This window comes from Marivibrio sp. (assembly GCF_040218065.1).
In the GTDB taxonomy this organism is placed as follows: domain Bacteria; phylum Pseudomonadota; class Alphaproteobacteria; order UBA8366; family Aestuariispiraceae; genus Marivibrio.
Map to the genome: position 1 here is coordinate 243,390 of NZ_JAVJQE010000008.1, position 17,643 is coordinate 261,032.

Consider the following 17,643-nt stretch of genomic DNA (forward strand, 5'->3'; position numbering starts at 1 on the left):
GCCATGGCTGACCCCGCCCCCTCGCACCCCGCCCAGGCCTTTGACGCGCCGCTCGATTGCGCCGGCGGTCATTACCGTCAGGACGTCGCCGCCTGTCTTGAGCGCTCCGTCGGACCCGGCGGTCTGGCGCAGGCCTCGCTGAACCGGCTGCTGGGCGAGTTGGACGGCGCGCTCGAACGCCTGCGAGGGCGGTTCGAGGCGGGCGAGCTGCCGTTCCTCGGTCTGGCGCGGCGCAACGAGGACCTGCAGGCGATCGCCGGTCGGGCCGCGGACTATCGCGCGCGTTTCAAGGAGGTGCTGGTGCTCGGCACCGGCGGATCGAGCCTGGGCGGGCGCGCCCTTTATGAGATGGCGGCGAGCGAGCATCTCGGAGGCCGACCGGCGCTCCACATCATCACCAACGTCGATCCCTTCGTCTTCGAACGGATGATCCGCCGCTTCGATTTCCGCGAGACCGGCGTCATCGTGATCTCCAAATCCGGCGGCACGACCGAGACGATGATGCAGTTCTTGACCGTGTTGCCCTTGATGCGCGCCCAGATCGGCGACGCGAAGCTGGGGGAGCACGTAACCCTGATCACCGAGCCGGGGCCTCGGCCGCTGCGCGAGTTGGGCGCGCGCTTCGCTCTGCCGGTGCTGGACCACGACCCGAAGGTCGGCGGCCGTTATTCGGTGCTGAGCGTCGTCGGAATGCTGCCGACGTTGATCGCCGGGCTCGACGCCGCGGCGGTGCGCGTCGGCGCGGACGACGTCCTGACCCAGGCGCTGGCGCCGCATGCGCGCCCGGCGGCGCTGGCGCCGGCGCTGGGGGCCGCGATCTCAGTCGGACTCCAGCGCGAGCGGGGCGTGGGGGCCTCGGTGATGCTGGCCTATTCCGACAGGCTCGGCTCGCTGGCGCGCTGGTATCGTCAGCTCTGGGCCGAAAGCCTGGGCAAGAACGGCCAGGGCACGACGCCGATTTACGGCACAGGGCCGGTCGATCAGCACAGTCAGCTGCAACTCTGGCTCGACGGGCCGGCCGACAAAATGTTCACCGTGCTCGGCGGGCCGAACGAGGCGATCGGCGAGGCGCTGGACCCGGATCTGATCGCGCATGAGGACCTCGACTACATGGCTGGGCGTACGCTCGGCGATCTCATGGACGCGTCGCGCCGCGCGACTGCGCAGACGCTGGCGGCCCGCGGCCGCCCGGTGCGCCATATCGACATGCTGCGGATCGACGAGGCGTCGATGGGCGCGCTGATGATGCATTTCATGCTGGAAACCGTCTTGGCCGCCGATCTGTTGGGGGTCGATCCGTTCGATCAGCCGGCGGTGGAGCGCGGCAAGGTCCTGACCCGCCGCTATCTCAAAGAGATGGGAGGCGGCTGATGGCCGATCCGGCGCGCGCGGGCGAGGCGGATTCCGTCGCCGGCGGACAATCGATCATCCGCCGCCTGCCGGAAGGGCTGGTCAACCGCATCGCCGCGGGCGAGGTGATCGAGCGTCCGGCCAGCGCGGTGAAGGAGCTGGTCGAGAACGCGCTCGACGCCGGCGCCCGGCGCATCGAGGTCAGCGTGCGCGACGGCGGGCGCGCCCTGATCGCCGTCAGCGACGACGGCCGGGGCATGGGACCGGACGAGCTGGAGCTCGCCGTCGCCCGGCACGCCACCTCCAAGCTGCCGGAAGGCGACCTGTTCCACATCACGACGCTCGGCTTCCGCGGCGAGGCGCTGCCCTCCATCGGCTCGGTCAGCCGGCTCGCCATCACCAGCCGCCCGCGCGGCGGCTCAGGCGGGCAGGGGACGGCGCATCAGATTCGCGTCGACGGCGGAATCCAGCGCGCGGTCGAGCCGGCGGCCGGCGCGCCCGGCACGCGGGTGGAGGTGCGCGACCTGTTCTTCGCGACGCCTGCGCGCCTGAAGTTCCTGCGCAGCGCGCGCGCCGAATCGATGGCGATCGTCGACGTCATGAACCGCATCGCCATGGCGCATCCTGAAATCGCCTTCTCTCTGGAGGATGACGGGCGGCGCAAGTTGTCGGTCCAGGCGGCGCAGGGCGATCTGCTGGACGGCCGCCTGGAGCGCCTCGGCGCGATCATGGGGCGCGATTTCGCGCAGAACGCGCTGGCCATCGACGCCGTCCGGGAGGGCGTGCATCTGACCGGCCATGCGGGTCTGCCGACGCTTAACCGCGGCAACGCGCAGATGCAGTTCCTGTTCGTCAACGGCCGCCCGGTGCGCGACAAGCAGCTGATCGGCGCGGTCCGCGCGGCCTATCAGGATTTTCTGGCGCGCGATCGGCATCCGATGCTGGCGCTGTTCCTGGAGTGCGAGCCGCGCTGGGTCGACGTCAACGTCCACCCCGCCAAGGCCGAGGTGCGCTTCCGCGAGCCGGGGCTGGTCCGCGGGCTGATCGTCGGCGCGCTGCGCCATGCGTTGGCCGAGGCCGGGCACCGGGCCAGCACGACGGTCTCCGACACGGCGCTGGGCGCGCTCCGTCGGGAGGGCGCGGAGGGCGTCGGTCCCGCGCCGCTCCCCTACCGCTCGGGCGCCGGCGGCTACGCCTACCGTCCGCCGGCCGAGGCTTTTCGGCCCGACCCCGGCCTCGCGGCGCGGGCCTACAGGTTCCAAGGGCCGGACGGGGCCGACGCCTTCCAGCCGGCCGCGCGCAGCGACGGCGGCGGTTGGGCGCAGGACGCCCCGGCCGGCGACCCCGACACCGGCGAAGTCCCGCCCCGCGGCGCGGAGCTGGAGGCCTACCCCCTGGGCGCGGCGCGCGCGCAGCTGCACGAGACCTACGTCGTGGCCCAGACCCGCGACGGCATCGTCATCGTCGATCAGCACGCAGCCCATGAGCGCCTCGTCTATGAGCGCATGAAGCAGGCGCTCGACGCCGGCGGGGTGATGCGCCAGGGCCTGTTGATCCCCGAAATCGTCGACCTGGGCGAGGACCGCGCCGAGCGGGTGTTGGCCCGGGCGCAGGAGCTGGGCGAGCTGGGCCTCGCGGTGGAGAGTTTCGGACCCGGCGCGCTCGCCGTGCGCGAGACGCCGGCGCTGTTGGGGGAGGTGAACGCCCAAGGCCTGCTCAACGACCTCGCCGACGAGCTGGAGGAGATGGGCGACGCCTTCGCGCTGAAGGAAAAGCTGGAGGAGGTCTGCGGCACGATGGCCTGCCACGGCTCGGTGCGATCCGGCCGGCGCCTGACGGCGGACGAGATGAACGCCCTCCTGCGCCAGATGGAGGCGACGCCGCACTCGGGCCAGTGCAACCACGGCCGGCCGACCTACGTCGAACTCAAACTCGCCGACATCGAGAAGCTGTTCGGGCGGCGCTAGACTCCTCCGCCGCCCCGTGACACGCGCCCCGCATCGCGCTACATCCCCGCCCCATGGACTCCGTGCGCCCCATTCTGCCGCTCGGCATCGCGACCTGCCTCGCCATCGTGGCGTTGGGGATCGTCATGCCTGTGCTCCCCTTCTATGTGACGGATTTGGGCGGGGGGAAGGATCTGGCGCCCCTGATCTTCTCGACCTTCTCCGCGGCCGCGCTGATTTCGGCGCCGATCTGGGGCCGGATCAGCGACCGGGTGGGCCGACGGCCGGTGCTTCTGATGGCGATCGGCGCAACGGTGCTGGCCTATCTCTGGCTCGCCGTCGCCAGCGAGATCTGGGAGCTGTTCGCCAGCCGCGCCTTCGCCGGCGTCACCGCCGGCTGGATGGCGGCGAGCCAGGCCTACGTCTCCGACGTCACCGACGAGGAGAACCGCGCCAAGGGCATGGGCCTCTTGGGCGCGGCCTTCGGCGTCGGCTTCACGGTGGGGCCGGGCCTCGGCGGACTTGCGGTCGGCGACGGATCCGGAACCGCGGATTACGTGCTGCCCTCGCTGCTCGCCGCCGGCTTTGCGGGCGGGGCGCTGCTGGTGACGGCCTTCGCCGTTAAGGAGCCCGAGCGATTGAGGGCGAGCGCGCGCCCGCCGATCCGCTTCGAGCTGCTGCGCGACCGCAACATCGCCCAGCTGCTGCTGCTTTACTTTCTCGTGGCGCTGGTCTTCACGGCGCTGGAGGGGGTGTTCGCCGTCTGGGCCGCGGATCAGTTCGGCCTCGGCGCGCGCGACGTGGCCTGGTATCTGGTCTTCGCCGGGCTGGTCACCATCGTGGTGCAGGGCGGGCTCGTGGGCGCCCTGTCGAAACGGGTGGGCGAGGCGAAGCTTACGGTCGCCGCCGTGTTGATCCTGACGGCCTCGTCGCTGACGCTGATCGTCGTGACGACGCCGTGGCAGATCTACCTGCCGATGGGGTTGCTTGCGCTCGGCATGGGCCTCAACAATCCCGCCTGCCAGTCGCTGTTGAGCCGCACGGCCCCCGAGCATCTGCGAGGCGCGGTCCTGGGCGCTGCGCAAAGCGCGCAGAGCTTGGCGCGTATCGTCGGCCCCGCCTGGGCCGGCTGGTCCTTCGGCGCCCTCGGGCCGCAGAGCCCCTTCGTGATCGGCGCGGCGATCCTGGCGGCGGCGCTCTTCGTCTCGCTGAGCGTCGTGCGGCGGTTCCCGAAGCGCCGCGCAGAGGCGCCGGCGGAATAACCTTCCCGTCCCATCCGTCGCTTGATGCGACGGCGTCCGGCGCCCACCTGTGATGCGGAGCGTGGCGCGAACCACCGGACGAGAGGAGGACGTGCATCCATGTTCAAACGCATTCTGACCGCCGTCGACGGGTCCGACGCCGCCGACAAGGCGTACAAAGTCGCCGCCGATCTGGCGGAGAAGTACGGCGCCGAGCTCTCGTTGCTGTACGTCGCCACCGCCGATCGGGTGAGCGAAGAAGAGCGCCGTCTGGCCGAGGCCGAGCATCTTGCGGACGCGGACGAGCTGCATCGCCTGCGCCCCCTGGAGGGCACGGCCGACGGAGCCTATCCGCTGCCCACCCTGCTGGATCACAGCCACGACGTCGGCCTGACCGTCCGCACGGCGCTGGGCCGCCGCATCCTCGACAAGTACGCCAAGGAGGCGGCGTCGCGCGGCCTGAAGGTGACGAGCGCCGACGTGGAGAAGGGCGATGCGGCCGCAACGATCCTGGAGAAGGCCGACCGTGTCCGGGCCGACGCCATCGCGATGGGAAGCCGAGGGTTCAGCGATCTGAAAGGCGTCTTCTTGGGCTCGACCAGCCACAAGGTCGCCAGCCGGGCGCCTTGCAGCGTGTTGACCTTGGCGGCCTGACCCTCCGCCCTAGCTGTCCCGCTGGGGGGTGCAGAACGACACAGGAGCGACAGTCCGATATGACCCAGAAACCCGTGCTCTACGGCTTCGACGGCAGCACCTATGTGCGCACCGTTCGCATCGTCCTGGCGGAAAAGGGCGTCGATTACGAGCAGGTGCCGGTCAACGTGCTAGAAGGCGAGCCGCGTCAGCCTGAGCATCTGGCCCGCCATCCGTTCGGCAAGGTGCCGGTGCTCGACATCGACGGCATGCGGCTCCTGGAGACCGCGGCCATCGCCGAGTATCTCGACGAGTCCGTCGAGGGCGGAACGCGTGTCCGTCCGAGCGACCCGAAGGACCGCGCGCGCATGCGCATGGTGATGGGGATCATCGACAGCTACGGGTACGGCGCGCTGGTCGGCGCGGCCGGCTTCCATCTCTTCCCGGAGTTCCTGGGCAATCCGAGCCAGGCGGATCATGACGCCGCCGCCGATCAGGCGGAATTGGTCCTGAAGACCTTGATGGGGATCAAGGGCGACGATCCGTGGCTCGCCGGCGCCGAGCCGTCGCTCGCGGATTTCTATCTCGGTCCGATCCTGTTTTATGTCGGGCTGACGCCGGACGCCGATCGGCTGAAGGCCGTCCCCGGCGTCTCCGACTGGTGGGAGAAGATGGCGGCCCATCAGAATTTCAAGCTGACCGAGCCCGACCTCGGCTGACGCCTCTTGCAGCGCGTCGAGCGTGCGCCGATATAGGCGCCGCCCGGCGGGCCCGCCCATAGGGGACGGCTGCGGCGCCGGTCGATCAGTAAGCGAAAGCGCGCGCTCTCCCATGTCCTATCTGTTGATCGCTCTCGGTCTCGTGTGTCTGGTCGCGGGCGGCGAAGCGCTCGTCCGCGGCGCCGTGCAAGCGGCGCGCCGGCTCGGGGTGTCGCCCCTGTTGATCGGTCTCACGCTCGTCGGCTTCGGCACCTCGACGCCCGAGCTGCTGACCAGCCTGACCGCGGCCTTGCAGGACGCGCCCGGCGTCGCCGTCGGCAACGTCGTCGGCAGCAATATCGCCAACATCCTGTTGATCCTGGGCGGGACCGCCGCCATCGCCGCGATCCCGACCGCGCGCGAGGCGCTCTGGCGCGACGGCGCGGCGCTCACGATCGCCAGCCTCGCCTGTCTGGCGGTCGTCCTGTGGGGCGAGGCGGGCCGGCTGGCCGGCGTCGGCCTGCTGGCGCTGTTGGCCGGCTATCTCGTCTACACGATCCGCCGCGAACGGCGCGCCCCGGACGCGGCCGCAGCCCTGCATGCGGGCGAGGCCGAGCTTGCGGGGCCGGCGCCGCAGAACCTGTGGCTGGCCGGCGCGCTCGCCGCAGGCGGTCTCCTCCTCACCTTGCTCGGCGCGCGCCTTCTGGTGACGGGCGCGATCGATCTGGCCGCCGCCGCCGGGCTGTCGGAGACGCTGATCGGTCTTACCGTGGTCGCGATCGGCACCTCATTGCCCGAGTTGACCGCGAGCCTGATCGCGGCGCTACGCCGCCAGGGCGATCTGGCGCTCGGCAACATTCTCGGCTCCAACATCTTCAACATTCTCGGCATCCTCGGGGTCACCGCCCTGGTGCATCCGATCTCGGTCCCGGCTGAGATCGCGACCCTCGACATCTGGGTCATGTTGGGGGCGACGGCGGCGATGCTGGTCTTCGCGCTATCGGGCGCGCGCCTTTCGCGCTGGGAGGGGGCGACGCTGTTCGCCGGCTATATCGGCTATCTCGCCTGGCTGGCGGCGGGCGCGGTGTGATCGGAGCGGTTCCGTCGCCGCCGGACTCGCTCGCCTCTCCGTCGGCGACGCGACGGGATCACACCCGAAAGATCCGCGCCGCCGCCGCGCGGCGCTCCTCCCATCCGGCCTGTTGCAATTCAGGCGTTTCGCTCTCGCGCTCCGGATAGCCAAGGCAGAGATAGCCGATCAGGATCCAATCCGCGGCGGCGTTGCAGGCTCGCGCGACGGCTTCCGGCTCGAGAATCGACACCCAGCCGAGGCCGACGCCGTGGGCGCGCGCGGCGAGCCACAGCGTCTGGATCGCCGAGACGACGGAGTAGCGCACCGTCTCCGGCATCGTCTGGCGGCCGAGGCCCGCGCCCTGGTCCGGATCCTCCTCGGCGAAGACGGCGAGATGGACCGGCGCGTCCTCCAGCCCGGAAAGCTTGAGCCCTGCGTAGAGTTTCGCCTTTTCGCCCTCGTAACCGGCGAGGGCGGCCTCGTTGCAGCGCTGGAAGGAAGCGCGCACGGCCGCGCGCCGATCGGCGCTCTCGACCAGGACGAAGCGCCACGGCTCGCTCAATCCAACCGACGGCGCCCGGGCGGCCAGAGTGAGCAGATGCTCCACCAAGTCCTCCGGCGGCGGGTCGCGGCGGAATCGGCGCACGTCGCGCCGCCAGGCCAACAGCGTCTCGAAGCGCGCGCGGAAGTCGGCGTCGAAGACGGGCGTCTCGCGCTCGGCTTCGCTCATCCCCCGCCCTCCGCACTTTCGAGCAGCACAAGCCGCGCCGCGCCGTAGCGGCGCTCGTCGATCACGACCAGCCCGTCCGGCGGAGTGAAGGCGTCTTTCGGATGCAGTTGCACAGCCGCGATCCCTTCAGGATCGAGCCAACCCATCGCGCGCGCGCCGGCCAGCGCCGGCTCGGCCAAACCTTCGCCGTAGGGCGGGTCGAGGAAGACCAGCGCGCACGCCTCCGCCGCCGCCGGGGGCTTCGTTGCGTCCGCTTTCACGACCCGGGCCGCCTGGTCCAAGCCAAGGCGTCGGATGTTGTCCTCCATCGTCCGCAAGGCCGCGCGGTCCGTCTCAATCAGATAGGCCCGCGCCGCGCCGCGGCTCAGAGCCTCCAGCCCGACCGCGCCGCTGCCCGCGAACAGGTCCAACACCGGCGCGCCGGTCAGGAAGCCGCGAAAGCGCCCGTTCTCCAGAATGTTAAACAGGCTCTCGCGCACCCGCTCGGCGGTCGGCCGCGTCGCCTTGCCGGGCGGGGCGTCCAGGCGCTGGTTGCGCAGGCGGCCGGCGACGATGCGCATCGAGCGGTCAGCTCTTCGGCTTGGGCGCGCGTCGGGCGGCGCCTTTCGGGCCCGTCCGTTTGGCGGCCCCGGCGGGCGCGTCCGCGGGCGGCGCGGCAGGCGCCCTCTTGGAGCCGCCCTTGGCGGCGGGCTTCTTGCGCCCGGTTTTGAAGCCGGGTCCCTTGCGATGGCCGGGCTTGACCGGCTTCGGCTTCGCCTTGGCGGCGCCGCCTTCGCCGGGGACGATGCGCTTCGCCTCGCCCAACTGCTCGCGCAGAACCCGCGGGCTCACCTCCTCCACCTCGCCGGCGTTGAGGCGGCCGAGTTGGAACGGCCCATAGGCGATGCGGATCAGCCGGTTCACCTGATAGCCCAGATGCTCCATCACCCGGCGGACTTCGCGATTCTTGCCCTCTTGGAGCGAGACCAGCACCCAAGCGTTGGTCGTCTGCTGCTTCTCCACCTCGGCGCGGATCGGGCCGTAGGAAACGCCTTCCACCGTCACGCCGTCGGCCAGGGTCTTGAGCTTTTCCGGATCGACCGCCCCGTGCACCCGAACGCGATAGCGCCGCGACCAGCCGGTCGACGGCAATTCCAGCTTACGCGCGACCTCGCCGTCGTTGGTCAGCAGCAATAGGCCTTCGGAATTGATGTCGAGGCGCCCGACGCTGACCACGCGCGGCAGACGCTGGGGCAAATTGTCGAAGACCGTGGCGCGCCCCTGTTCGTCGCGCGCGCTGGTGACCAGACCGCGCGGCTTGTGATAGCGCCACAGCCGCGCCGGTTCGGCCGCCGGCAGCGGTTTGCCGTCGACGACGATCTCGTCCTCCGGCCCGACATCGACGGCGGGGCTTTTCAGAAGGGCGCCGTTGAGACGCACCCGACCCGCCTCAATCCACCGCTCGGCGTCACGGCGCGAGCACAGGCCGGCGCGCGCGATCCGCTTTGCGATGCGTTGCCGCTCGCCGGCGGACGCGGCGGCGGAAGCGTCGGGAGAGGGCGGATCGGACGCGGTCATGGCGGCTCGGGACCTTCCGGTCTATAAGGGTCCGGCGCGGGGCTTGGGCCTCGCGCTCGGATGGACGACGAGAGAAAGCCATGCGTGAGCGACCGGCGCAAGCGTCGCCGCGGCCCGGCGCGGGGGGCGCTGGCGACGGCGCAGGCGAAAACCCGATGGCGGCCGCCTTCGCAGAGGCCGAGGCGGCGGCTCTGCGCGGCGAAGCGCCGATCGGCGCCGTTGTGGTGGAGCGCGCCACGGGGCGCATTCTGGCCGCCGCGGGCAATCGCACGGAGGCGGACAAGGATCCCAGCGCCCACGCCGAACTCCTGGCGATCCGGGCGGCCTGCGCGGCGAAGGGCGCGCCGCGGCTGCCCGACTGCGATCTCTACGTCACCTTGGAGCCTTGCACCATGTGCGCCGGCGCGATCAGCCACGCCCGGATCGCGCGGCTGGTCTTCGCCGCCTACGATCCCAAGGGAGGCGGGGTCGAGCACGGCGCGCGCTTTTTCGAGCGCGTCACCTGTCACCACGCGCCGGAAGTGGTCGGCGGCGTCGAGGAGACCCGCGCGGCGCGACTGTTAAAAGAATTCTTTTCGGCGCGCCGGTGAGGCGATCGCTGGAGAGGGGGAAGGTCGGTCCTGCGGCCCCCGCTTGAGGGTGGGGAGGGTCAGCGAGAGCCGCAGGACGCCTCACATCGGGCCGAAGCCCGTGTGATCTCATATGACGGCCGGCGCGCGCTGGGGCGCAACTGGGTCGGAAATCCGTCAAACTTTAACCACACTATAGATTAACCGTTCGCGAACCTAAAGGTGAGAAAAGCGTCGTCAAGCCGATTCAGGACCCTTTTGCGTGTGTAGATCAATCAACCTAATCCGTTGGTTCTAAGTCGGCCGGCATCGCACGGGGGCTGGCCAGTCGGCGCGGCCTGGGGCAGGCTGGCGACGATGAAAGCTCAGAGGCGGGCGCGGGTCGGTTTCGGCTCCGCCGAGCGTCACCCAAGAGGGCGTCATGCAGGATAAGACCCGATCTTTCAGTCGCCGGGGGTTCCTCCAAACGGGGGTTTGCGTCGCGGCGGCGGGCTGCCTCGGCGGCTGCGTCAGCACCAACCGGGCGACGGGCGACACCAGCTTCACCGGCTTGATGTCGATCCAAGACGACATCGAGCTCGGCCGGCGCGAGCATCCGAAGCTCGTCAAGCAATTCGGCGGCGAGTACGAGAATCCCCGACTGCAAAGCTACGTCGCCCGGCTGGGAGAGCGCGCGGCGGCTTACGCCGAATATCAGGAATTCCCGTACAAATTCACCATCGTCAATTCGCCGATCATCAACGCTTTCGCGTTGCCCGGCGGGTTCGTCTACATCTCGCGCGGTCTGCTCAGCTTCGCGTCCAACGAAGCGGAACTGATGGGCGTGCTGAGCCACGAAATCGGGCACGTCAACGCCCGTCATACGGCGGAACGCGTCAGCTCCAGCCAATTGGCGCAAGGGCTGGTGCTGTTGGGCGCGGTCGCCACGGGCTCGCGGGCGCTGGCGCAGGCGGGCTCGACCGCGGCGGGCTTGGCCCTGCAGAGTTTTTCGCGCGAGCAGGAGTTCGAGGCCGACAGCCTCGGCATCCGCTACATGAGCCGCGCCGGCTACGATCCGGACGCGATGAGCACGTTCCTCGCCACCTTGCGCGAATACACGCAAGTCCACGCGAAGATCCAAGGGCGCGATCCCGGCGTGGTGGATGAAACCAACCTGATGGCGACGCACCCGCGCACCATCGAGCGAGTCCAGCGCGCCCGCCAGCAAGCGGTCGGCGCAGCCCCCGGCGCGACCCGCGTCGCGCGCGAGCCGTATCTGTCGCAGATCGACGGCATGCTTTACGGCGACGACCCCTCGCAAGGGATCATCGACGGGACCGCCTTCAAGCATCCCGATCTGCGCCTCGCCTTTACGGCGCCCGAAAACTTCACGCTCCTGAACGCGCCGGATCAGGTCGTCGCCTTCAGCCCCGACCGCGCCGCAACGATCCTCTTCGACGGGGCCAAGGTTCCGACCAGCCGCTCGATGCAGGCCTATCTGCAGCAGGACTGGTCTGGCGCGCAGATCCGGCTCCAGGATCTGGAGCCGATCAACGTCAACGGCCTCCAGGCGGCGACCGGCTGGGCGCGGCTCAACGGCGACCAGGGGCCGGTCGATCTGCGCGGCGTCGCGATCCGCTTCGACGGCGAGCAGGTCTACCGTTTTCGTTTCATCACCGAGCCGCAGGCGACCGAGCGCTTCAGTCAGGCGCTGCGCGAGACGACCTATTCCTTCCGGCGCCTGGACCCCGAAGAGGCGGCGCGGATCACGGCGCATCGTCTGCTGGTGGTCCCGGTGCAGCCGGGCGACACCGTCGCCGGCTTGTCGCGCGGCATGCCTCACGGCCGCTACAATGAAGAGATGTTCCGCGTGCTCAACGACCTGACCGGCGGGCAGACGCCGCCCTCCGGCGGTCTCGTCAAGACGGTTGCGAGCTGAACGCGATGACGCAGGCGACGCGCGCGGACGAGGACGAGGCGCCGCCGACGGCCGACGCCGGGCGCTCGCCGACGGCGGCGCGCCGATTGCTGCGCGACGGGTTGTACGACGGACCCACCGGCAGCCTGGCGGCCGGGCGTTTGCAGACCGCGCTCGTACTTTTGCCGGAGCAGGAGGCGCTGGCGTTTGCGACATACTGCCAGCGCAACCCGAAAGCGCTGCCGCTGCTCGCGATGAGCCGGCCGGGAGAGCGGCGCTGTCCGCAACTCGGCGCCGACATAGACCTCGCCCGCGATCTGCCGGCCTATCGCGTCGTGGAAGAGGGCGTCGTCGCGCCGGACGAGCCGCCGGATATCGAGGATCTTTGGCGCCCGGATCTGGTCGCCTTCGCCCTCGGAACCGCCCAGCCCCTGGAGATCGGCCTCTTGCAGGCCGGACTTGAGTTGCGCCACCGCGCAGAAGCGCACGCGGCGCCGCTGTACGAGACCAACATCCCGATGGAGAAGGCGGGACCCTTCGGGGCGCGGATGTGGGTCAGCATGCGCCCCTTCTACCCAGCCGACGCCATCCGTGCGATCGAGGCCGCCAGCCGCTTTCCGAAAGGCCATGGCGCGCCTGTCCATTTCGGCGATCCCGGTGCGATCGGGATCGACCGGCTGTCCAAGCCGGACCTCAACCCGCCGTCGCGCGTACGCGACGGCGAGGTTCCGGTCTTCTGGGCGAGCGCCCGCACGGCCGAAGCCGCCTTGCTGGCTGCCGGCGTTCGGTTCGCTGCGATCAATCCGCCCGGCAAACGGTTGATCACCGATTGGGAGATCGACCGCGCGCGAGGATGATGAGGCGCCCGCGCCCGCCCCTCGTCAGTGCGCCAACATCACCGGCGCCGTCATCTGACGCAGAACGGTGCGCGTCGCGCCGCCGAGCACGGTCTCGCGCAGGCGGGAATGGCCGTAGGCGCCCATGACGATCAGATCGCAGCCGTTGTCGCTGACGTGATTGAGGATCGCGGCGGCCGGGTCGATGTCGCTGTCGAAGCGCTGAAGCGTCGCCTCCACGCCATGGGCGGAAAGCCAGCGCGCGATGTCGGCGCCCGGCATGTCGCCGCGCTCGGACTGGTTGACGGTGACCACGTCCACCTGCTTGGCGTTCTGCAGCAGCGGCAGCGAATCCATCACCGCCCGGGCCGCCTCGCGCGTGTTGGTCCAAGCGACGCAGACCCGCTCGCCCATCGTCTTGGGCGCGCCGATATAGGGGACGACCAGGATGGGGCGGCCCGCGCTCATCACCATGTCGTCGGGCAGCGCCTGGATGTGCGCGGGGTCCTGATCCGGCTCCGACTGGCCGAGCACGATCAGATCGGTGCAGCGTGCGGCGAGCGCAAGCGCGTGCGCCGGGTCGCCGTCGACCTGCTGCCATTCGCTGCGATCCTCGCGACCGGCCTTGCGGCACGCCTCGTCGAAAGCGGATTTGGAGTGGTCCAGCTTCTTTTGAATCTCGGCGGCGACGGTCTCATAGATCTCGGCCGGCACCTGGGCGCCGACGAAGCCGGGCATGGACGGGTAGGCCTCCACCCCGCACCCGATCAGATGCGCGTCGTGCGCGTCCGCCAAACGCAGCGCCATGTCGAGGGCGCGGTCGGCGCGCGCGCTGGCGTCGTAGTGAACGAAAAGCCGCTTGAGGGTCATCGGGTAGGCCTCCCTAAAATCGGTTGCGCGGGCCGCCGGCGCGGCCCGATCGTACAGGCCACTCTTGACCCTGCGCGCTGCGGGGTCATTGACTTGGGTCAATCGATCCGCAGGCGCCGCCCGCGTCTGGCGCCGACGGTCAAGGCTTGCTAGTCAAGGCGGGGATCGTATTCCGCGCGCCGCCCGCCGCGCTCTCTTCACGCAACGAGATGAGGATCATTCGAACATGACGGTCGTCCTGATCAGCCGGGCCGAAAGCGCCGCCACCTGGGCTGCGGAGATCCGCGGCCAAGACCCCGAATTGGACTTGCGCGTCTGGCCTGACGAGACGCGCGACCTCGACCCGGCGGCGGTGGACTTCGTCATCGCCGCCAAACCGCCGCCCGGCGCGATCGCCGCCTATCCCAACGTGAAAGCCGTTCTATCGTTGTGGGCGGGCGTGGATCACATCACCTCGGATCCGGAGTTTCCCGCGCATCTTCCGATCGCGCGGATGGTGGAGGAGGGATTGACCCGCGGCATGCGGGAGTTCGTCGTCGCCCAGGCGTTGAACGCCCATCTGAAGATGCCGGAGTATATCCGTCAGCAGAACGAGCGGGTCTGGCGCCCGGAGATTCGCGGACCCCACGGGACCGAACCGCTGGTCGACGAGGTGACGGTCGGGATCCTGGGGCTCGGCGTTCTGGGAAGCGACTGTGCGGCCGCGCTGCGCGATTTCGGCTTTCAGGTCGCGGGCTGGGCGAAGAGCCGAAAGAGGATGGACGGCGTCGACTGCTACGCGGGCGACGCGGAGCGCGCGGCGATGCTGGCGCGCACCGACATCTTGGTGAACCTCCTGCCGCGCACGGCGGAGACCGAGAATGTTCTGAACGCCGGGCTGTTCGCCGAATTGCCGGAGGGCGCCTACCTGATCAATGTCGGGCGCGGCGAGCATCTGGTGGAAGAGGACCTGATCGCCGCGCTCGAGTCAGGCCGGCTGGCGGGTGCGACGCTGGACGTCTTCCGCACCGAACCGCTGCCGCAGGACCATCCCTTCTGGGCGCACCCGAAGATCACGGTCACCCCGCACGTCGCCAGCATCACCCGGGTGAAGACCGGTGTCGCCCGGCTCGTGTCGGCGATTCGCGCCTTCGAGCGGGGCGAGACCCCCGAAGGCGTCGTCGATCCAGAGAAAGGGTATTGAGGGGCCGCGTCCCGCTCAGCCGAGCGGCACGTTCTCCTTCGGGTGAAACCAAATCTTCTGATTGTGAATCTCGCCCAGCAGATCTTTGATCTCGCGCAGCCGCTCGAGGTCGGCCTTGATGATGGCGCTGTCTTCGCTGTGGATCGTCGCCTCCTGCGCATCGTGGATGCGCATGGCTAAGTGGCTCACCCGTTGCCGCAGGCAGTCCTCGATGATCTCGAGCTCCCGCATGTTGAGCCGGAATTCTTTCTTGTACATCGCGCGCCTCGCTTTGGTTCTGCCACACCGATCAGCGGACGGCCGGGGTAATTTAACATAGACCGAGGCGGGCGGCCGGCAACGCCCCTTTTCGTCTTGCGGATGTTTATCGCAACGCCCGCGCGACTTCCGGCTTGTGCTCGATTTCGCGCTTGAGCTTGCGCCGCATGGCGTCCGGGAAGTCCGCCATCGTCTCGGCCGTCATGACGAATGACCCGAATCCGGTCGCCACCTCCTCGCGATAATATCGGTCGAGCTCGGGCTCCTCGTTCAGGATCGCGAGGCCGTTGACCGTGATGCCCAGACTGTCCGCCATCGCCCGCGCCTGGGGCAGCAGCACGACATAGTCTCGCGCCGGCGTCTCCTTGCCGTCGCCGGAGACGTCGATCACCTTGCGCGTGCCTGCATAGCCGTTGCGCCCCATCCAGCGCGCCGCCGCGCCGATCCCGCTGCCGACGCCGGTGCCGCCGCTGACCCGTCTGGGAAAGCTTTCGACCAGCCGCGCGAAGGCTTCGGCGTCAGCCGGCCCGGCGATCCGCATCCAGGGGCCGAGATCCTTGGGGATGGTTGGTTCAGCCCAGACGACCAAGGCCACCGCGATCGCGCCGATCGGGCCGCTTGCGATCGCCTCCTGGATCTCAGGGTCGCGGAAGGCGGCGGCGACGCCGTCCATCTGCAGGCGAAACTCCGCTTCATCGACCGAGAAAGAGGCGTCGACCGCCAGCGCCAACTCCAGATCCACGCGCTCTTCGGCCGCCGCGGGCGCGGCGGCCAACGCCAAGGCGAGAAGGGCGAGCAGCGGTCGCATGGCTCAAGATATAGGACGCCCCGGCGCCGGTGTCCTCTCCCGTCGTTCGCAGGCGGCTGGGAAACGGATTCGCCCTTGCGCCGAGTTTAGTTTGTCGATAATTCACGAAATATGGACAAGAAAGACGCCGCCCGCGCCTTCAAGGCGCTCGCCCAGCCGACCCGTCTGGCCGCCTTTCGCCGTCTGGTGGCGGCCGGGCGGGCGGGGCTCAGCGCCGGCGAGCTGGCCGAGGCTCTGGGCGTTCCGCACAACACGCTCTCGACGCATTTGTCTGTGTTGGAGGAAGCGGGCTTGATCGCGGGGCGAGCGGAGGGGCGGATGCGGCGTTACCAGGTCGATGCGGCGGGCGTCAGCGCGCTCACCGGGTACATGTTGGCCGACTGCTGCGGCGGTCGGCCGGAACTCTGCCTGCCGGCGGGCTGCGCTGAGCCGCCGGCGCATCGAGAGGAGACCGGAGTATGAGCGAGAAACCCTACAGCGTCCTGTTTCTGTGCACCGGCAATTCGTCCCGCAGCATCATGGCCGAATCGATCCTGAACGCCCATCCCAGCAAGCGCTTCGCCGCCTACAGCGCCGGCAGCCTGCCGCGGGGCGTCGTCGATCCGGCGACGATCGACTTTCTGAAGACGTTGAACCGGCCCACAGAGACGCTGCGCTCGAAGAGCTGGGAGGCGTTTGCAGGCGCGGACGCGCCCGCCTTGGACTTCGTCTTCACCGTCTGCGACAAGGCCGCCGCGGAGCCCTGCCCGGTCTGGCCCGGCCAGCCGATGTCGGCGCACTGGGGCGTGCCGGATCCGATCGCCTTCGCCGGAACGCCGGCGGAGAAGGCCGCCTTCCTCGCGGATGTCTACCGCATGCTGAACAACCGCATCCGGGTCTTCGCCGAACTGCCCCTTGCAAGCCTTGATCGCCTGACGCTCCAGCGGCACCTGGACGATATTGGGGCCGTCGGGGCGAAGGACGGAGAAAACGCATGAGCGTTCGGATCGGGATCAACGGCTTCGGGCGCATGGGGCGGCTCAGCCTGCGGGCGCTGTGGGACCGGCTGGAGGCGGCGGGCGCGGAGATCGCGACGGTGAACGAGATCGCCGGCGACGCCGAGACGGCGGCGCATCTGCTGGCGTTCGACAGCGTGCACGGCCGCTGGCGTCGCGGCGTGCGCGCGGACGGCGACGCCCTGATCGTCGAGGAGCGGCGCATCGCCTACAGCGCGGAGAAGACGCCCGGCGCCGTCGATTGGGCGGGCCTCGGCGTCGATCTGGTGCTGGAGTGCACCGGCAAGTTCAAGACGACCGAAGCGCTGCAGCCCTATTTCGACGGCGGCGTCAAAAAGCTGCTGGTCGCTTGCCCGGTGAAGACCGAACCGGCGCTGAACCTCGTCGTCGGGGTGAACGATCATCTCTACGACCCCGACCGGCATCATCTGGTGACGGCCGCCTCCTGCACCACCAATTGCCTCGCGCCGCTGGTGAAGGTGGTGCATGAGGGGATCGGCGTCCGCCGCGGGTCGATCACCACGATCCACGACGTCACCAACACCCAGGTGATGGTGGACGCGCCGAAGTCTGATCTGCGCCGCGCGCGCTCGGCGCTCAACTCGCTGATCCCGACGACGACGGGCTCGGCGACCGCGATCGGGCTGATCTATCCGGAGCTTCAGGGTCGTCTCGACGGACATGCGGTGCGGGTTCCGCTGCTCAACGCCTCGCTCACCGACTGCGCGTTCGAGCTCGAGCGCGAGACGACCGCGGAAGAGGTGAATCAGTTGTTCCGGGATGCGGCCGCCGGCCCGCTTGGCGCGGTCCTTGGGGTGGAGGACCGGCCGCTTGTCTCGGCCGACTATGTCGACGATCCGCGCTCGGCGATTCTGGACGCGCCCTCGACGCTGGTGGTCGACGGGTCGCACCTGAAGCTCTACGCCTGGTACGACAATGAGTGGGGCTACGCCAGCCGGATGGCCGATCTGGCGCTGCGGATCGCCGAGGACGTGTGAGC

19 protein-coding genes are annotated in these 17,643 nt (G+C 69.6%); 13 read left to right on the forward strand and 6 right to left on the reverse strand.

Annotation, left to right across the window (positions count from 1 at the left end; genetic code table 11):
* The first annotated feature begins 3 nt into the window (after window positions 1-3).
* The 6 genes from RIB45_RS07470 to RIB45_RS07495 all read left to right on the forward strand — a co-directional run bounded on the left by RIB45_RS07470 (window position 4) and on the right by RIB45_RS07495 (window position 6,958).
* Entirely contained in the window at window positions 4-1,371 is a 1,368-nt protein-coding gene (locus RIB45_RS07470; protein WP_350049620.1) for a phosphoglucose isomerase-related protein, read from the forward strand.
* Window positions 1,371-3,317 (forward strand): DNA mismatch repair endonuclease MutL, encoded by a 1,947-nt coding sequence (gene mutL, locus RIB45_RS07475; RefSeq protein ID WP_350049621.1) that lies wholly within the window; start codon window positions 1,371-1,373, stop codon window positions 3,315-3,317. Before RIB45_RS07470 ends, mutL begins: the two co-directional genes overlap by 1 nt.
* 62 nt (window positions 3,318-3,379) lie before the next feature.
* On the forward strand, window positions 3,380-4,558 hold the full coding sequence (locus RIB45_RS07480) for an MFS transporter (RefSeq protein ID WP_350049622.1): 1,179 nt from the start codon (window positions 3,380-3,382) through the stop codon (window positions 4,556-4,558).
* 99 nt (window positions 4,559-4,657) lie between these two features.
* Entirely contained in the window at window positions 4,658-5,191 is a 534-nt protein-coding gene (locus tag RIB45_RS07485) for a universal stress protein (protein ID WP_350049623.1), read from the forward strand.
* A 59-nt stretch (window positions 5,192-5,250) separates the two neighbouring features.
* The gene (locus tag RIB45_RS07490; protein ID WP_350049624.1) at window positions 5,251-5,889 is read left to right on the forward strand and encodes a glutathione S-transferase family protein; all 639 of its coding nucleotides are present in this window, start codon (window positions 5,251-5,253) and stop codon (window positions 5,887-5,889) included.
* 112 nt (window positions 5,890-6,001) lie between these two features.
* Window positions 6,002-6,958, forward strand: a complete 957-nt coding sequence (locus RIB45_RS07495; RefSeq protein WP_350049625.1) for a calcium/sodium antiporter — start codon at window positions 6,002-6,004, stop codon at window positions 6,956-6,958.
* A gap of 58 nt (window positions 6,959-7,016) precedes the next feature.
* Here RIB45_RS07495 and bluB read toward each other — a convergent pair whose 3' ends face one another.
* From bluB to RIB45_RS07510, 3 genes are read right to left on the reverse strand one after another with little or no spacing between them, the layout of a single operon-like run.
* A complete protein-coding gene (gene bluB / locus RIB45_RS07500; protein ID WP_350049626.1) occupies window positions 7,017-7,670 on the reverse strand; it encodes a 5,6-dimethylbenzimidazole synthase in 654 nt (217 codons plus the stop codon).
* Window positions 7,667-8,230 (reverse strand): 16S rRNA (guanine(966)-N(2))-methyltransferase RsmD, encoded by a 564-nt coding sequence (rsmD, locus tag RIB45_RS07505; protein ID WP_350049627.1) that lies wholly within the window; start codon window positions 8,228-8,230, stop codon window positions 7,667-7,669. The genes bluB and rsmD overlap by 4 nt, the downstream gene beginning before the upstream one ends.
* 7 nt (window positions 8,231-8,237) lie before the next feature.
* Window positions 8,238-9,227 (reverse strand): pseudouridine synthase, encoded by a 990-nt coding sequence (locus RIB45_RS07510; protein WP_350049628.1) that lies wholly within the window; start codon window positions 9,225-9,227, stop codon window positions 8,238-8,240.
* 155 nt (window positions 9,228-9,382) lie between these two features.
* On the opposite strand from RIB45_RS07510, the gene RIB45_RS07515 reads away from it, so the two are divergent.
* From RIB45_RS07515 to RIB45_RS07525, 3 genes are all read left to right on the forward strand, one after another.
* Window positions 9,383-9,817, forward strand: coding sequence for a nucleoside deaminase (locus RIB45_RS07515; protein ID WP_350049869.1), 435 nt, complete (start codon window positions 9,383-9,385; stop codon window positions 9,815-9,817).
* 400 nt (window positions 9,818-10,217) lie between these two features.
* Entirely contained in the window at window positions 10,218-11,714 is a 1,497-nt protein-coding gene (locus RIB45_RS07520; protein ID WP_350049629.1) for a M48 family metalloprotease, read from the forward strand.
* 5 nt (window positions 11,715-11,719) lie between these two features.
* On the forward strand, window positions 11,720-12,550 hold the full coding sequence (locus tag RIB45_RS07525) for a D-glutamate cyclase family protein (protein WP_350049630.1): 831 nt from the start codon (window positions 11,720-11,722) through the stop codon (window positions 12,548-12,550).
* Between the two features lie 24 nt (window positions 12,551-12,574).
* Here the strand turns inward: RIB45_RS07525 and RIB45_RS07530 are convergent, their stop codons facing one another.
* Window positions 12,575-13,399 carry a universal stress protein gene (locus tag RIB45_RS07530; RefSeq protein ID WP_350049631.1) on the reverse strand — a complete coding sequence of 275 codons (825 nt, stop codon included), beginning with the start codon at window positions 13,397-13,399 and terminating at the stop codon, window positions 12,575-12,577.
* A gap of 226 nt (window positions 13,400-13,625) precedes the next feature.
* Here RIB45_RS07530 and RIB45_RS07535 point away from each other — a divergent pair, with 226 nt between their 5' ends.
* Complete coding sequence (locus RIB45_RS07535) at window positions 13,626-14,582, forward strand: 2-hydroxyacid dehydrogenase (protein WP_350049632.1); 957 nt, start codon at window positions 13,626-13,628, stop codon at window positions 14,580-14,582.
* Between the two features lie 15 nt (window positions 14,583-14,597).
* On the opposite strand, the gene RIB45_RS07540 is transcribed toward RIB45_RS07535, so the two are convergent.
* A complete protein-coding gene (locus tag RIB45_RS07540) occupies window positions 14,598-14,840 on the reverse strand; it encodes a hypothetical protein (RefSeq protein WP_350049633.1) in 243 nt (80 codons plus the stop codon).
* A 106-nt stretch (window positions 14,841-14,946) separates the two neighbouring features.
* Window positions 14,947-15,648 carry a DUF1194 domain-containing protein gene (locus RIB45_RS07545; RefSeq protein ID WP_350049634.1) on the reverse strand — a complete coding sequence of 234 codons (702 nt, stop codon included), beginning with the start codon at window positions 15,646-15,648 and terminating at the stop codon, window positions 14,947-14,949.
* Window positions 15,649-15,759: 111 nt separating this feature from the next.
* Here RIB45_RS07545 and RIB45_RS07550 point away from each other — a divergent pair, with 111 nt between their 5' ends.
* Genes RIB45_RS07550 through RIB45_RS07560 form a run of 3 tightly spaced genes read left to right on the forward strand, consistent with a single transcriptional unit; the run spans window position 15,760 to window position 17,641 of the window.
* The gene (locus tag RIB45_RS07550; protein WP_350049635.1) at window positions 15,760-16,110 is read left to right on the forward strand and encodes an ArsR/SmtB family transcription factor; all 351 of its coding nucleotides are present in this window, start codon (window positions 15,760-15,762) and stop codon (window positions 16,108-16,110) included.
* A complete protein-coding gene (locus tag RIB45_RS07555) occupies window positions 16,107-16,625 on the forward strand; it encodes an arsenate reductase ArsC (protein ID WP_350049636.1) in 519 nt (172 codons plus the stop codon). The genes RIB45_RS07550 and RIB45_RS07555 overlap by 4 nt, the downstream gene beginning before the upstream one ends.
* Window positions 16,622-17,641 (forward strand): ArsJ-associated glyceraldehyde-3-phosphate dehydrogenase, encoded by a 1,020-nt coding sequence (locus RIB45_RS07560; RefSeq protein WP_350049637.1) that lies wholly within the window; start codon window positions 16,622-16,624, stop codon window positions 17,639-17,641. Before RIB45_RS07555 ends, RIB45_RS07560 begins: the two co-directional genes overlap by 4 nt.
* Window positions 17,642-17,643 lie beyond the last annotated feature (2 nt).